Source organism: Flavobacterium oncorhynchi, assembly GCF_002217355.1.
Classification (GTDB): Bacteria; Bacteroidota; Bacteroidia; order Flavobacteriales; family Flavobacteriaceae; genus Flavobacterium; species Flavobacterium oncorhynchi.
This window is the reverse complement of sequence record NZ_MUHA01000021.1, coordinates 131956-148886: the sequence shown is the minus strand read 5'-3', so window position 1 is coordinate 148886 and position 16931 is coordinate 131956. Positions and strand designations below refer to the sequence as shown.

At 36.6% G+C, this 16931-nt stretch carries 6 protein-coding genes; 5 read left to right on the top strand and 1 reads right to left on the bottom strand.

The window, feature by feature from the left end; all coding sequences use genetic code 11:
• The first annotated feature begins 88 nt into the window (after positions 1 to 88).
• From B0A75_RS13850 to B0A75_RS13835, 4 genes are all read left to right on the top strand, one after another.
• A complete protein-coding gene (locus B0A75_RS13850; RefSeq protein WP_089054865.1) occupies positions 89 to 1273 on the top strand; it encodes an AGE family epimerase/isomerase in 1185 nt (394 codons plus the stop codon).
• Positions 1274 to 1356: 83 nt separating this feature from the next.
• Entirely contained in the window at positions 1357 to 2499 is a 1143-nt protein-coding gene (locus B0A75_RS13845) for a sialidase family protein (protein ID WP_089054864.1), read from the top strand.
• 46 nt (positions 2500 to 2545) lie between these two features.
• Entirely contained in the window at positions 2546 to 3685 is a 1140-nt protein-coding gene (gene nagA / locus B0A75_RS13840) for an N-acetylglucosamine-6-phosphate deacetylase (RefSeq protein ID WP_089054863.1), read from the top strand.
• 1 nt (position 3686) lies between these two features.
• Complete coding sequence (locus B0A75_RS13835; protein WP_089054862.1) at positions 3687 to 4607, top strand: DMT family transporter; 921 nt, start codon at positions 3687 to 3689, stop codon at positions 4605 to 4607.
• A 155-nt stretch (positions 4608 to 4762) separates the two neighbouring features.
• Here B0A75_RS13835 and B0A75_RS13830 read toward each other — a convergent pair whose 3' ends face one another.
• A complete protein-coding gene (locus B0A75_RS13830) occupies positions 4763 to 6382 on the bottom strand; it encodes an arylsulfatase (protein ID WP_089054861.1) in 1620 nt (539 codons plus the stop codon).
• A 537-nt stretch (positions 6383 to 6919) separates the two neighbouring features.
• Here B0A75_RS13830 and B0A75_RS13825 point away from each other — a divergent pair.
• Positions 6920 to 16915 (top strand): PKD domain-containing protein, encoded by a 9996-nt coding sequence (locus B0A75_RS13825; RefSeq protein ID WP_089054860.1) that lies wholly within the window; start codon positions 6920 to 6922, stop codon positions 16913 to 16915.
• Positions 16916 to 16931 lie beyond the last annotated feature (16 nt).

Sequence of the window (16931 nt, the reverse complement as noted above, 5' to 3'; positions counted from 1 at the left end):
TAAAACGTATCCAAAATACAGTACAAATAGTAAAACATAGTAAATCAAAGCCTAACGATATCGATGGGTATAAAAAAATACTTAAAAAATGAGCTATACAACAACAGACCTGATAGATTTAAAAGATTTTTATCAGAAGCAATTACTTAAAAATACAGTTCCTTTCTGGTTTCCGCGCTCTATTGACACTGTTCATGGCGGTTATTTGTTAATGCGAAATCAAACGGGTGAATTAATAGATGATGATAAATCGGTTTGGTTTCAAGGACGCACGGCTTGGCTTCTTTCAACGCTTTATAATACAATTGAACCTAAGCAAGAATGGCTGGACGGCGCAAAATCGGGTATCGATTTTATAAACAAACATTGTTTTGATACGGATGGAAGAATGTTTTTTCATGTAACGCGCGATGGAAGTCCTATCCGCAAACGCCGTTATTACTTCTCTGAGACTTTTGCTGTTATTGCCATGAGTGCTTACGCAAAAGCCAGCGGTGATGAAAAGATTGCTGAACAAGCACGTCATTTATTTGGAGAATGCATTAAATATGCCACTACACCTGGATTGTTACAACCAAAATATACGGATGTGCGTCCAGCAAAAGGAATTGGTTCTCCAATGATTATGATAAACACTGCACAACAGATAAGAGAAACAATTGGTGATCCAAGATGTGATGAATGGATTACTAAATGGATTGCTGAAATCGAAAATGATTTTGTCAAACACGATATTGAATGCGTGATGGAACAGGTTGCGCCAGACGGTTCTATTATTGATCATATTGACGGACGAACTTTAAATCCGGGACATGCGATTGAAGGCGCATGGTTTATCCTGCATGAAGCAAAATATAGAAATAATGATCCGCATTTAATTGAATTGGGATGTAAAATGCTCGATTATATGTGGGAACGCGGCTGGGATAAAGAACATGGAGGAATTTTGTATTTTCTTGATGTATATGGCAATCCTGTACAGGAATATTGGCAGGATATGAAATTCTGGTGGCCTCATAATGAAGTAATTATTGCTACGCTTCTCGCCTACACTATGACTGGAAATGAAAAATATGCAAAATGGCATAAAATGATTCATGACTACTCTTACAGTAAGTTTCATGATAAAGAAAACGGAGAATGGTTTGGTTATCTGCATCGAGACGGAAGCGTTGCACAAACTGCAAAAGGAAATCTTTATAAAGGACCTTTTCATTTACCACGTCAAGAATGGTACTGCCTGCAGCTTCTAAATGAAACTTTAAACCAATAATTTAGATATATTAGCAACAACAATTCGAATTAGACTGAATGTTTCTGAAATATAAAACCTAAAAATCTATTTTTATTTTAATTATGAAAAAATATTTCACATTACTATTATTAACTTCTGCAACAATAATTTATGCTCAGAAGGACACTTATAAAATTGCAGATGGCATAATCACCAGCCAGGATTTATTTAATAAATCGATGGTTAAGGATGTTTCCTGTTTTCGAATTCCATCTATAGTTACGGCTCCAAATGGCGATTTAATTGCTGCTATTGACGAACGTGTTCCTTCATGCGGCGATTTAAAATGGAGCAAAGACATTAATATCGTTATTCGCAGAAGCACGGATAATGGAAAAACATGGTCGGAGATTGAAAAGGTGGCCGATTTTCCTTTCGGGCAATCTGCATCAGATCCTTCGATGATTGTAGACAAACAAACTAATGAAATCTTTTTGTTCTATAATTTTATGGATTTAGATAAGGAAAAAGATGTTTATTATCTACATGTTGTAAAAAGCAGTGACAATGGTAAAACTTGGAGTAAAGCTCAAGATATTACGAGCCAAATTGCAAAACCTGAATGGCATAAGGATTTTAAGTTTATAACTTCTGGACGCGGAATACAAACAAAAAACGGAAAGTTATTACATACTTTAGTAAATTTAACGAACGGCTTATATATTTTTGGAAGTGATGATCATGGAAAAACATGGTACTTTATTGATACACCTATAAAACCTGCAGACGAATCAAAAATTATAGAATTGGCTGATGGAAGCTTGATGGTTAATGCAAGAGTAAACAAAGGCGGAATGCGATATGTGCATACTTCTACAGATGAGGGAAAAACGTGGAGTACTAAACCAGAACCTAAATTAATAGATCCAGGCTGTAATGCTGAGATTATTCGATACACTGCTAAAACTGATGGTTTTGATAAGAATAGAATTCTGTTTTCGAATGCTAAAATGGAAAAGGACAGAATGAATCTAACGGTTCGTATTAGTTATGATGAAGGAAAAACATGGACAGAAGGAAAAACTATATACGGCGGCGGCTCTGCTTATTCGTCTCTTACAATACTTGAAAATGGAGATATTGGGGTATTCTTTGAGAAAGATGATTATACTCAAAATACTTTTGTAAGCTTTTCATTAAAATGGCTTACAGATGGGAAAGACAATTACAAAAAACCTTCTAAAAAAGGAAAATTAAAGAAATAAGAAACTATTCATAATTTATTGAGCAGTTTAATTTACAGATAAAACAATGAAACAAGCTATTGTTAATGCTATTGTGCATACGGGTGAGGAAATAATTGATAACGGAGTGATTATTGTAGAAAATGGAGTTATTCTTTCGGTTCAAAAGGAAATTCCAAACGATATACCTCAACTCGATTTAAAAGGAAAGCATATAGCGGCAGGATTTATAGATATTCAGATAAATGGAGGTGAAAAACTTTATTTCAGCCAGACTCCTACTGAAGAAACGATTCAGGATATTTATGATTCAAGTTTAAAGTATGGTACAACTCATGTTTTGCCTTGTTTAATTTCATCTTCTAACGAAACCATTCTGCAAGGAATTGAAGCGACTCGAAATTACATTAAAAAACACAATAATGGTGTAATTGGAATGCATTTAGAAGGTCCGTTTCTAAATCCGTTAAAACGCGGCGCGCACAGTATCGATCAGGTTCGTAAACCAACAAATAGTGAACTTGAAGAAATTATTAGATATGGGAAAGATGTGATAAAAGTTATTACAATTGCTCCCGAATGTTTTACTGACGAGCAATTGAATATGCTTTTAGAAAGCGGAATTACAATTTCAGCAGGGCATTCTACAATAGGTTATAAAGAAGCACAGCATTATTTTTCAAAAGGCATAAACCTTGTAACACATTTGTTTAATGCAATGACTCAATTCGGTCATCGCGAACCTGGATTAGTTGGTGCTGTTTTTGAGAATGAGAATGTTTATGCTCCTGTTATTTTAGACGGTGCACATTGCGATTATGCAGCCGCGAGATTAGCATATAAACTTAAACAAGATAAATTCTTTTTGATAAGTGATGCGACATTTTTAGGCCGAAAAGTAGAAAGTTTTAAATGGGACAATTTTGATGCTCATCTTGAAAATGGCTTCTATAGAAATGACGAAGGTAATTTGGCTGGAGCTACAATCTCAATGTTAGAAGCAGTTCAAAATGCTTATAATCATTTGAATATTTCTGTAGATGAAGCTGTAAAAATGGGAACAATACGTGTTGCAAATGCAATTGGATTAGGAGAGAAATTTGGAAAAATAAAAACGGGCTTTCCGGCAAGTTTTGTTCAATTCAATGCTGATTTATCCAATATAGAAACGCTTAATTTTTCTAAAACCTCAACGGCAGTTTTATAAAATGGTTAAAGAAAAACTGCTTCCGATTACTGCTAAAATCAAGGAATTTAAAATCATTTTTGCTGGAATATTATTTGCCTTTTTATGGGCATCGGCATCGACCGCTACCAAAATAGGTCTTCATGCAGCACAGCCTTTTGTGATTTCAATTTTTAGGTTTGTAATAGCCGGAAGCATTATGCTTTTTATTTCTCATATTTTAATGGCAAAGCGACTGCCTCAAAAAAAAGAGTGGATTCAAATTAGTATTTATGGTTTGTTTAATATTACTTTTTATTTAGGCTTATATGTTGTCGCCATGCAAAAAGTATCTGCCGGTTTAGGGAGTTTGGCTGTTGCTACTAATCCTGTTTTTATTGTTTTGATCTCGGCGATTTGGTTATCTCATAAAATTAAAATTAAAAATATTCTTAGTCTGTTTCTTTGTTTTATTGGTGTTTTTTTAGCGGCATATCCTTTATTGCAAAGCAGTTTTGCAACTCCCGGCGGCATACTTATTTTAGTTGCTAGTATGATTGCTTATTCGTTAGGCACAATTTATTACTCTAAACAAAACTGGAACGGATTACACATTCTTACCATTAATGGGTGGCAAACCATTATTGGAGCTGTGTTTCTGATTCCAGTATTATGGATCACCTATCGATCTGATCAAAATGTTTTTAACAGTGATTTTTGGTTTTCGACTTCGTGGCTGGCCATTGCTGTTTCTATTGGAGCAGTGCAATTTTGGTTGTATTTATTAAAAATTAATCCCATAAAAGCTTCTTACTGGCTTTTTCTATGTCCTATTTTTGGTTTTCTAATTGCCTATTTTATGGTAAATGAACCGCTTACTTTGTATACTCTTTTTGGGGTAATCTTTGTAATAATAGGATTGTATACCAGCCTTTCTATCGATAGAAAAAAAACACATAAGTAAACTACAATTAAATTGATTTTTTGAAGAAGAGAAAAGCCTTTTTAGCCACAACTTTAAAGGCTTTCTTTTTTTACATATTGTCACGCATTTGATTTATTCCATAAAAAAAGCCCGATTTGTATCGGGCTTGGTAATATAAAGTAAGATAGTATTATTTAATTTTTTGGATCGACACTCAAAGACGGCAGCGACAACTGTTTAGTATTAAGCAATTGTTTTGCCTGCTCAATAGTTCTGTATTTACCAATTTCCATTGGTCCGCCATAAGATCCGCTTTGTTGTGGTCTTGGAGGAACGGCTGCATAAGTTTTCATAAGTTCAAGAGTAACTTGATCAAAAATTACCATTGTCCATGTTTTTTCTGTAAAACTGTTCATGAAAAGATCGTAACGTTCTTGCGGATCCTGCCATAAATCATATACGGCGGGAACAGTTGCTACATAAGTTTGATCGCCTCTCCAGCCTAATTGTTGTCCCGGCATATCACTTCCTGCTTGTGCTCCATTATCCCCGCGAGTATTAAAGACTGCTTTCCATTTTCCTATACGCACAGCTCCAGGTGAAAGTTCATTTTCTGTAAAGTAAAACCATCTGTCACGAAGTGGTTTTCCTTTTTTGAATAAAACATTCGACATATCGTAGCTGTCAAAAACCATAGGTTTTCCTTCTTTATCGTTCTTTGGCAATTCCACTCCTGCAAGACTTGCAAATGTAGCCATCAAATCTAAACCTCCAACGATGTCATGACTTTGGCTTCCTGCTTCAATTTGTCCCGGCCACCATGCAATCGCTGGTACTCGACTTCCTCCTTCTCTGTCAGTTCCTTTTGATCCTCTAAATGGAGTATATCCAGAATCTGGATGAACGTCTTGCCATGCACCATTATCAACTGTATAAATTACAATGGTATTATCTGCAATTCCAAGCTGACGAATTTTATCCATAATTCGGCCAACATTATAATCCATTTCTACAACGGCATCACCATATTTACTTTTAGCTGGTGACTTTCCTTTAAATTGTTTTGATGGCAAATTTGGCTGATGGTTTTTGGCAAAATTGATACACATAAAAAATGGATCTTTTGATTTTCCATATTCATCAAGCTGTTTTAGATTATTATCTACCATATTTATATCCAGTTCAGCAATATTTTCTTCTGTTACAGGACCTATATCACGTGCTGGTTTTCCAGCTTCTCCTTCAAGAATACCTTTAGTCGCTTTTTTTATAAAATCAGAAATTTCAGGAGCCATATCAGGATTCCATGAAGGAAAACAATACGTATAAGCATTTAAGTGATACAACACCACATTTTGCATTTTATCAAAACCATGCGCAATTGGCATCGCATAATCTGCTTCACCCAAATGCCATTTTCCAGAAAAGTATGTTTTATAATTTGCCTTTTTCAAAATAGATGCCAATGTCCATTCTGCTGCCGGAAGTCCACCTCCTTGCCCCTGAAAAGCAACTGTTGTCATACCGCTTCTGTTTGGAATTCTACCAGTAATCATCGCAGCTCTTCCCGGAGTACAACTTGGTTGTCCATAAAACGACCAAAACTGCATGCCTTCCTTAGCCATCCTATCCAAATTTGGAGTTGGCATTCCACGGCCAACACCGCCGCCATATACTCCTAAATCTCCCCAGCCTGTATCATCAGAAATTACCATAATGATATTTGGCTTCTTTTTAGTTTGTGCTTGGATAACTCCAATCGAAGCGATGCAGAACAAACATGCAAAAAGTATTCGTAAGGCATTTTTTTTCATAGTTTAAAATTTAAAGATTATAACTTATAAATGAAATTGTATGGGAATACGTTTTAATTATCTGCGGAAGACTTTATGCCAATATATTGATTCTCAAATTTAGATAATATAAAAAGTCTGCCTAAGTAAATACTTCACAATAATGTTCCAAATTATAATCTGCAACCAATTTCTAATTCAAGAAAAAAAGCTTACATAAATATCGGCCTTAAGTTGAGTTATAAATCAATCTTAGATACAATTATAAAAACGTAAAAATATCAAAACACAACATATCAATTAATTACAAAACAAAAACAGTGTTTATTATGAGTGTTTTTGTTGAAAAAATCTTTTTAAAAAACTTATTTTATTCAATTTTCTTGTTGCAAATTATAACTTGAAACATATAAATCGGCATCTTAAAGCTAACTTTTCATAAATTTGAGTACCCCCTATTTACAATTACCAATCATTCTTTTCGAAATTAACGAACAGCATAAATTTTAATTTAATGTGGTTATACTTGTTCGTATCCACTTTGCAATCTCGAAGCCTATGAGACAATCTTTACAAATTAAGAAGCACTTTAAAAAACTGATTCCAGTATTATTTATAGTTCTGTTTAATACTATAAATTCATTCGCTCAAAACTGTACAGTAAATGCTGGAGTTCTAAATATCACTATTTGTGAAACTGATGCATTAGTTTTAGAAGGAAGCACGCCTTCGCCAATTATAGGTAATGTTTTGTGGTCTCAAATTTCAGGTCCTGCGGTTGTCATCAATTCTCCAAACAGTACTAGTACTACAGTATCTGGTTATACAGGAGGAAATACTTACATTTTTAGATACAGTGCAGTCTGCGGTGATGGTGTTTTAACCTATCAAGATAAAGTTGTTAATGTTGCTCCTATAACTCGAGCACAAGCTGGCGGAGACGTAGCAAGTTGTCCTAACAGTGCAGGAACACTAACTATTACGGCAAACACACCGCAGAATACAGGAGAAAATGGTTACTGGGAAATTGTAGGCAATAATAATGCAGGGGTTGTAATTAATTTTCCCAACTTACCTACTTCAACCATAAATCTGCCTGCAACAAGCTGCGGGGTAACTACATTACAATGGGTTATTGAAGGTCCAGAACTTGCTCCCGGAATTCGCTGCAGAACTACCTCGCAAATTACGGTGACTAATTATGGCGGTGTTAAACCTATTTCTGCAGGGCCAAATCAAACATTAAGTAATTGTTACACTACTACACAAAGTACCAATTTAAGCGGTACATATGGCGGATGCGGATTAAACGGGCAAGGCGGAATATGGACATTTGTAAGCGGACCAAATACGCCAACGATAAACGATCCTACTTCAAATACTACTCAAATTTCAAATCTAACTGAAGGTACTTATACTTTTAGATGGACCGTAACAGGACCTTGTGCTTCTGGAAATGCTTCCGTTACTATTATTGTTCCTCCAGCAACGCAAGATGTAACAACATTGCCTGGGGGTGCCGAAAATATATACTTTTGTGACAATACCATCACTCAGGTTACACTAGTAGCCCAAACGCCATTGTATGCAGGTGAAACTGTTCAATGGACACAAATTGCAGGGGACACTGGTGCCCAAATTATCTCACCTACAAATCCTACAACATTAGTTAAAAACATTTCTGATTCAGGAGATCCATATACTTTCAGATACACTCTCACCAATGCTAATACAGGCTGCGTTTTTACTAAAGACTATAATGTACAGTATAATGGTGCAAGTAGAACGATTGTTGCCAATAATGGCAATGATATTGTAGGAAGCTGCAATGCAACAGTTTTTACAATTCCGCTTACTGTAACAGGTACAGGAGTAAATCAATATAGAATTACAGATGGACCGGCCGGCTCTCCTTTAGGTCCTTTTCCAACTTTACTACAAGATGTTGGTAACTCACTTACTTTAACCCTCACAGCTGCGGGAGATTATACAGTTGAATTTATTAGAAGTCAAAACGGAGCATTAAATGTAGGCTGTGATTATGGTTTTGACACTTTAAACATTCTTGTTTCAGGTGCTCCAACACCTTCTAATGCAGGATCTGATGTGAGTCTGCCTTGCGGGGATACCACTACAATGCTTTCTGGCGTTGCTACTGACGATGGGTTACATTTTTGGAGCCAGCTAAACGGTCCTAATGAAGCTGTAATTGCTGATGTCTTTGCTGTAGATACACAAGTAAGCGGACTTATTCCGGGCACTTATGTTTTTCAATATATAACAAAAGGCGGTGGAGCAACCTGCGGATTTTCTATTTCGACTGTAACAATATATGTATCTGGAAGCTCACTAGGTACTACTGATGCAGGACCTGATAATGTAGTTTGTACGAAAAGTGATGTGCCTCTTGCTGCTAAACCAGCAGAAAGCGGTGAAATAGGTACTTGGAGTTACGTTTCTGGACCTGATACTATAACATTTTCTAATATAAATGACCCTAACGCTATTGCATCAGGATTTTTAACCACAAATGGCACATATGAGTTAAAGTGGACAGTATCTTACTTGCATCCAGGGCCTTCCTGTAGTTCTTCTGTCTCTGACAATGTTCAAATTCTTACTACAAATAGTATTGCTCCAACAAGTTCTGATGCTGGCCCCGATAGTTGTTATCCAAATGGAACCAGCACCTTTAACTTAAGTGGAAACACACCTGAAGTACAAGATTTTGGAACTTGGTCAGTATCGCCTTCTGCAGGAGTAATAATTGCCAATATAAATGATCCTAATACTATGGTAACCGTTCCAGGAGAAGGAACATATACTTTTACCTGGGCAATAGCAAATAGACTAAGATTATGTTTACCAAGCACAAGCAGTGTAGACGTAACCATTGCTGCTACACCACCTGCTTCCTCAGCAGGTCCTGATCAAGAAACTTGTGGTTCTGTAATAACGATGGCTGCCACAGTCAGCGCTGGTGCAGTTGGAACTTGGACAAGAATATCAGGTGCAGGTAATTATACGATCAGCGATCAACATGATCCTAATGCTGTTTTTACTTTTGCATTTAGCGGCTATTATATTTTTCGATGGACAGTAAATGCAAATATTTGCGGAGAAGCTTTTGATGATATTAACTTAACTATTGGAATCCCTCCACACATTGCAGCTGCAGGACCAGATCAAAATGTTTGCAATACTACCAGTGTTACGATGGCAGGAAATGCTTATGACAGCTTTTTTGAAGTGGGTCAGTGGTCTGTCGTTACTGGTGCACCAAATCAGCCAAACATTGTAAATCCATCCAATCCGAATACAGTTATCAATGGGCTTATAGAGGGAACTTATACATTTAGGTGGACAATTAATGCCAAAAGTGTGTTTTTATGTCCGCCAACATTTGATGACATGATTGTAACCGTTACTCCTGCTGCCAATGCTGGTCCAGATAAAACATATTGTGATGTTACCAGTATACAGCTTATGGGCAACGAAAACTCAACTGGAACTTGGACACTTACCAATACCTCTGGAAATATTGCTGATGTTGTTATTACACAATCTCCTCCAAACAGTTATATTGCAAATGCTACAGTAGTTCCTGGAAACACATATATCTTTACCTATACCACATCTTCTTCTACCAATCCGGTTTGTCCTGGATCTACAGATGAAGTAAATATAGATGTCTTTAATGGTGCAAGCGTTGATCCTAATGCAGGAGCTGATCAAAATCTTTGTATTGCTGATGTTTCTGGCAAAACAATTTTAGACGGGAACCTCCCTCCTCCAGATGTTTCAAAAGCTGAATGGAAATTTGTTTATCAACCATCGGGAAGCGTTGCTGTTATTGAGACACCAACGGCACCAAAAAGTAATCTTTTAAACTTAACTGTTCCTGGACTTTATATTTTAGAATGGGTTTTTGAAAGTGCCTCTTGTCGAACACTATCTGATATAGTTCGTATTGAAATGAATGCTCCGCCTAGTACTGCAGAAGCAGGACCCAATGATACTGCTGCATGTCAAACTACATACAAAACAGCCGCTGTGCCACCAGCAGTAGGTATTGGAACATGGACTTTTGATACTGTACCATCTGGAAGTACCGCTGTAATCGATAACCCAAACAGTCCTACTACAACCCTATCAAATATTACCGTTCTAGGAACTTACATATTAACATGGACAGTAACAAATGGTTCTTTTACAGATCCGTCGTCATGCCAGCCTTCTGTTGATAAAGTTTCGATAACCTTTAACGATATACCGCCTTCAAAAGCAGAAGCAGGACCTGATCAAGAATTATGTAATGTAGATTCTACTACTATGGCGGCAGTTCCTGTAACTTCTGGTATTGGTACTTGGACTAAGGTCTCGGGACCTGCTGTTAATATTGGTGCTCCAAATGACCCTAATTCTGTAATGCTCGGACTTCAGCCTGGCACTTATGAATTTTTGTGGACGGTGACAACATTAAATAGTAATGGTTGTATCTCTGAAGATTCAGTTATAGTTACCATTTACGACCAGCCTTCAACTGCAGACGCTGGACCAAATCAGACAGTTCCCCAATTCTCTCCCGTAAACATGAACGCTCTGCCTCCAACAGTAGGTACAGGAGAATGGACTCAAATAACAGGACCAAGTACTTTAGGTTTCGTTGACAGTACATCACCCACAACAGCCATTAGTGGTACTATTGCAGGTACATATCAACTTCAATGGACGGTAAGTAATGGAAATTGTGCTGTCTCTTCTGATGTTATGACCCTTACAATACTTTCCGTTTCAGATCTTGAACTAACAAAATCTGTGTCTCCTACTCATGGTAGTGCGGGAGATGTAGTAACCTTTACAATTCAAATTTTTAATAACAATTCACTTGGAGGAACAGTAACTGCAACTGGTGTAGCCGTAAGAGATTACATTCCTACTGGATTTACAATAGTCCCAGGATCTGCAAATTTAAATGGACAGTATAATGTAGGTGATAATACTTTGACTTGGTACAATCTTACGGTTCCTAACGGAGGAAGACTAAATTTAACATTCAAAGCTACTATTAATACTGTTGGAAGCACATTAAATAAGGCTGAAATTGTAGAATCTGATCAATTTGATCCTGACAGTACGCCAAACAACCAAATAGAAACTGAAGATGATCAGGATAGTGTATCTGTCTCAATAGACGTTGCCGATTTATCCCTTCAAAAAACAGTTTCACCAACTTCTGTAAGTATAAATGATAATGTAATATTTACGATTAGAGCAACCAACAGCGGTCCAAACAATGCCACAGGGGTAACTGTTTTAGATAAGCTTCCTCCGGGTTATACCTATGTAAGCGATAATGGTTCTGGTAAATATAATAGTACTACCGGTATTTGGAATATTGGCAACTTAAATAACGGAAACACTATTACGTTACAAATTACTGCAAAGGTTAATGTTGCAACAGCAGCAAATTATAAAAACACTGCAGAAGTACAAACTGCCCGTCAAGTTGACCCAGACAGTACACCAGGAAACGGTCTTCCTGAAGATGATATGGCAAGTGCGAATATTACACTAAAATCCGCTGATTTAGAGCTTACTAAAACGGTTACGCCAACATCTGCTGCTGCAGGTCAACAAGTAAACTTTACTTTAAATTTAATCAATAAAGGTCCTGGAAATGCTACAGGAGTAACTGTACAGGATGTTATTCCTGTAGGTTATACATTAATTCCTGGATCTGTATCAGTTGGAGGAACCTACCAAGTGGCAACGGCTACTCTTGAATGGAAAAATATCGCATTAGCAAATGGTGCAAACACCAACTTAACTTTTAGTGCATTTGTAAATCCATTAGGAAGTTATAAAAATGTCGCTCAAATAACTGCCAGTGATTTACCAGATCCTGATAGTACGCCAAATAACGATGACGGTGATCAAAGCGAAGATGACGAAGACAATGCAGAAATTACCTATATTGGACCTTCTGCAGATTTATCATTGACTAAAAATGTAATGGCCGGCAATACAAGTCCAGTAGTAGGAAGTCAGATTTCTTTTGAACTTATCATTCGCAATGACGGTCCAAATAATGCTGCAGGAATTCAGATCAAGGATTTACTGCCAACGGGATATCAATTTGTAAATTACAGTTCAACAGCAGGTTTATACAATAGTACTACAGGTATTTGGAGTGTTGGTTCTGTTGATAATGGAGATGCAGAATCACTTATTATTGATGCCAAAGTACTGCCTAGCGGTATTTATCTCAACACTGCTCAAGTAACAGCCAGCAGTTTACCTGACCCAGATAGTACGCCTAACAATGATGATGGTGATCAAAGCGAGGATGACGAAGCCAATGCAATTGTTACTCCTATTCAACCAACAGCTGATTTATCACTTACTAAATCGGTGAACAAATCATCGCCTTTAATTGGTTCCAATGTTACTTTTGAAATTATAGTAACCAATAATGGCCCAAATGATACTACTGGTGTACAAGTAACCGATAAGCTGCCTTCAGGCTATACCTATGATTCATTTACGGTATCTACTGGAACATATGACCCAGCAACAGGTGTTTGGATTATTGGAAATTTAGTTAATGGAAAATTTGAAACACTGCAAGTTACTGCAATCGTAAACCCAACAGGAATTTATCTTAATTCTGCTGAGGTAAGTGCCAGCGATCTTCCTGATCCAAATTCTACTCCAAATAATAATGTGACAACAGAAGATGATTATGCCGAGATTTCGACAACTCCAGTAACAGCTGTAGCCGATTTATCTTTGACCAAAACAGTCAATAATACTACTCCAACAGTTGGTTCTTTAGTCACTTTTACAATTATTGTAACCAATGGAGGACCACAAGATAACACTGGTGTTGAAGTTACTGACTTACTGCCTTCTGGATATACATACAACAATTTTACACTGTCGACTGGTGCTTATAATCCAACTACAGGAGTTTGGACTGTAGGTAATTTAGTTAATGGGAAATTTGAAACACTGCAAATCACAGCTCGAGTAAATGCATCTGGTAATTACACGAATAGCACCGAAATAACAGCTGCTGATCTCCCTGATCCAGATTCAACTCCAAACAATGGAAATACAACCGAAGATGATTATTCAACAGCAACGACAGTTCCAATATATCAATCTTCTGATCTATCACTAACTAAAACCGTTAATAATGCCACTCCGCTTGTAGGTACATTAGTAACTTTTGAAGTAATTGTAACAAACAACGGCCCGCAAGATAATACAGGAGTTCAAGTAAAAGATTTACTACCTTCTGGATATATCTTAAATGGATATACAATTTCAACAGGAACTTACAATTCAACTACTGGTATTTGGAATGTAGGCAATTTGATAAATGGAAAATCTGAAACCTTACAGATAATTGCAACGGTAAACCCTGTGGGAGATTATACCAATATTGCAGAAATTACAGCAGCAGATCTTCCTGATTCTGATTCTACTCCAAATAATGGAATAACAACAGAAGATGATTACGCAGCTGTATCAACAACTCCAATAAATAAATCTTCGGATCTGTCATTATCTAAAGTAGTAAATAACGCTACTCCTGTAGTCGGTTCAATAGATACTTTTGAAATTGTAGTAACTAACAGCGGACCACAAGATAACACAGGTGTTCAAGTAACTGATTTATTACCTTCTGGGTATACATACAGTGGATTCACTGTTTCAACTGGAACTTATAATCCAACCACAGGACTATGGAATATAGGGAACTTAAATAACGGAAAATCTGAAACTTTACAAATAACTGCAATTATAAATCCAACTGGAAATTATGTTAATTCTGCCGAAATAACAGCAGCAGATCTTCCAGATCCAGATTCAACTCCAAACAATGGAGTAACCACTGAAGATGATTACGATACTGCATTTACAGTACCAATATTAAGAGGAACTGATTCAGACTTATCGTTAACAAAAAAAGTAAACAATGCTACTCCTTTAGTCGGATCTCAAGTTATTTTCGAAATTATTGTCAGCAATAACGGTCCATTAGATAATACTGGCGTTAAGGTTCGAGATTTGCTTCCAAGCGGATATACTTTTAATGGTTATTCCATCTCTACAGGAACTTATGATTCTACAACTGGAGTTTGGACTGTAGATGGTTTAGTTAATGGAAAATCCGAAACCTTAGAGATAATGGCAACCGTAAATCCTACTGGGGACTACACTAATGTTGCAGAAGTTATAGCAGCAGATATTAAGGATCCTGATTCAACACCTAATAATGGAGTTATTACCGAAGATGACTATTCAACTGCGACAACTACACCAATCAATCAAACATCTGATTTATCTTTAACAAAAACTGTAGATAATGCGGCTCCAATAATAGACACAGAAGTCACTTTTGAAATTGTAATAACCAATAATGGTCCACAGGATAATACTGGTATTCAAGTAACTGATTTACTTCCAGTAGGTTTTACTTTTAACCGCTATACTGTTTCCACAGGAACATATAATGCAACTACAGGATTATGGAATATAGGAAATTTAAGAAAAGGACAATCTGAAACACTTCAAATCAATGCAATAGCTAGTATCGTTGGAGAATTTGTGAATACTACTGAAGTAATTGCCGCCGATCTTCCTGATCCTGATTCAACACCAAATAATGGAATTACAACAGAGGATGATTTTGCTTCCGTTAAGATATTAATAGTTGAAAAAACTCCACCTCCGCCTCCATTCTCTGATTTATCAATAACTAAGTCTGTCAACAATACAACTCCTCTTGTGGGCTCTCAAGTTACTTTTGAAGTTGTGGTGACTAATGGTGGAAAAGATACTAATACTAACGTGCAAATAACAGATTTACTCCCATCTGGGTATACTTATAATTCATTTACAATCTCTACGGGAACTTATAATCCGTCAACTGGATTATGGACTGTAGGAAATTTGATAAACGGTAAATCTGAAACACTGCAAGTAACGGCAACGGTAAATCTTACAGGTAACTATACTAATATTGCCGAGGTAACGGCAGCAGATCTTCCTGATCCTGATTCAACTCCTAATAATGGAGTTACTACAGAAGATGATTATGCAACAGCTGTCACGACTCCAACTAATCAAGCTGCAGATTTATCTTTGACCAAAACGGTTAATAATGCAACTCCGCAAGTTGGAGCGCAAGTTACTTTTGAAGTTGTGATAACCAATAGCGGTCCACAAAATACTTCGGGTGTACTTGTTAAAGATTTACTTCCTTCTGGCTATACTTTTAAGAGTTTTACCGCTACAAAAGGATCTTATAATAGAAATACTGGAATCTGGAATATCGGTTCTTTTGTAAATGGGGATTCTCATACTTTGCAAGTTACTGCAACAGTAAACGCCACAGGAGATTATCTCAATATTGCAGAAGTGACCGCAAGTAACATGCCCGATCCAGATTCTACTCCTAATAACGGAGTTACCACAGAAGATGATTATGGCAGTAGTCAAATCAATGTTTCTATCGCTGATTTAAGTTTAGAAAAAACGGTAAGCAATAAAAATCCAAATGTAGACGAGGTTATAACCTTTACCTTACAGCTTAACAACGAAGGACCAAGTCAAGCAACTGGAGTCGCCGTTGATGATATAATTCCGTTAGGCTATCGAAATATTACCAATATCTCAAACGGAGGATTATTTAGAGGCAACATCATAAAATGGACTAATTTAACTGTTCCAGTTGGAGGCATTACTTTAACTTATCAAGTTACCGTTGCAAGTCCGCACGGACTTGATGGTTACGATTATTTAAATGTTGCCCAAGTAACTGCAAGTGATCAATACGATCCTGATAGTAAACCAAATAACGATAATGGCGATCAAAGCGAAGATGACGAAGACTCAGAATTCATCAACATTTCATCAACAGATATTGCTATAAACAAAGAAGTTGACAAAACAGATGTGCCAATGTACAGCACCGTAACCTTTACTATTACAGCTGAAAATCTTGGAAACCTAACTGCTACAAATGTCGAAGTTCAAGATATACTTCCTAAAGGCTATAAATTAGATACATTCACTGTATCGTCTGGAGTATACAACAGTACAACAGGAACTTGGACAATTCCATCTGTAGCTGTAAAAGGATCTCAAACTTTGACAATTACTGCAAAAGTGGTTGATTTTAATGACTATTTAAACACGGCTCACTTTGTTAAAATGGATCAAATAGACAGCAACTCGTCAAATAACCAAGACAGCGCAACTGTTGCTCCAAATTGTTTGAAAATTTTTAATGAATTTTCTCCAAATGATGATGGCCAAAATGATACTTTCTACATCGACTGTATCTCACAATATCCAGACAATCAACTCGAAATATTTAATCGCTGGGGTAATTTAGTGTATTACAAAAAGGGGTACAATAACACTTGGGACGGTAAGGCAGACGGATCTGCAAAAACACTTCCAGAAGGCACCTACTTCTATATTCTTGATCTAGGAAATGGTTCCCCAAAAACATCTGGATGGCTTTATTTAAAATAAAATAGCAATAACCAAA

Coding starts and splice junctions, on each gene's coding strand:
- B0A75_RS13850 (WP_089054865.1), top strand. CDS start 89: ATGAGCTATACAACAACAGACCTGATAGATTTAAAAGATTTTTATCAG.
- B0A75_RS13830 (WP_089054861.1), bottom strand. CDS start 6,382: ATGAAAAAAAATGCCTTACGAATACTTTTTGCATGTTTGTTCTGCATC.
- B0A75_RS13835 (WP_089054862.1), top strand. CDS start 3,687: ATGGTTAAAGAAAAACTGCTTCCGATTACTGCTAAAATCAAGGAATTT.
- nagA (WP_089054863.1), top strand. CDS start 2,546: ATGAAACAAGCTATTGTTAATGCTATTGTGCATACGGGTGAGGAAATA.
- B0A75_RS13845 (WP_089054864.1), top strand. CDS start 1,357: ATGAAAAAATATTTCACATTACTATTATTAACTTCTGCAACAATAATT.
- B0A75_RS13825 (WP_089054860.1), top strand. CDS start 6,920: ATGAGACAATCTTTACAAATTAAGAAGCACTTTAAAAAACTGATTCCA.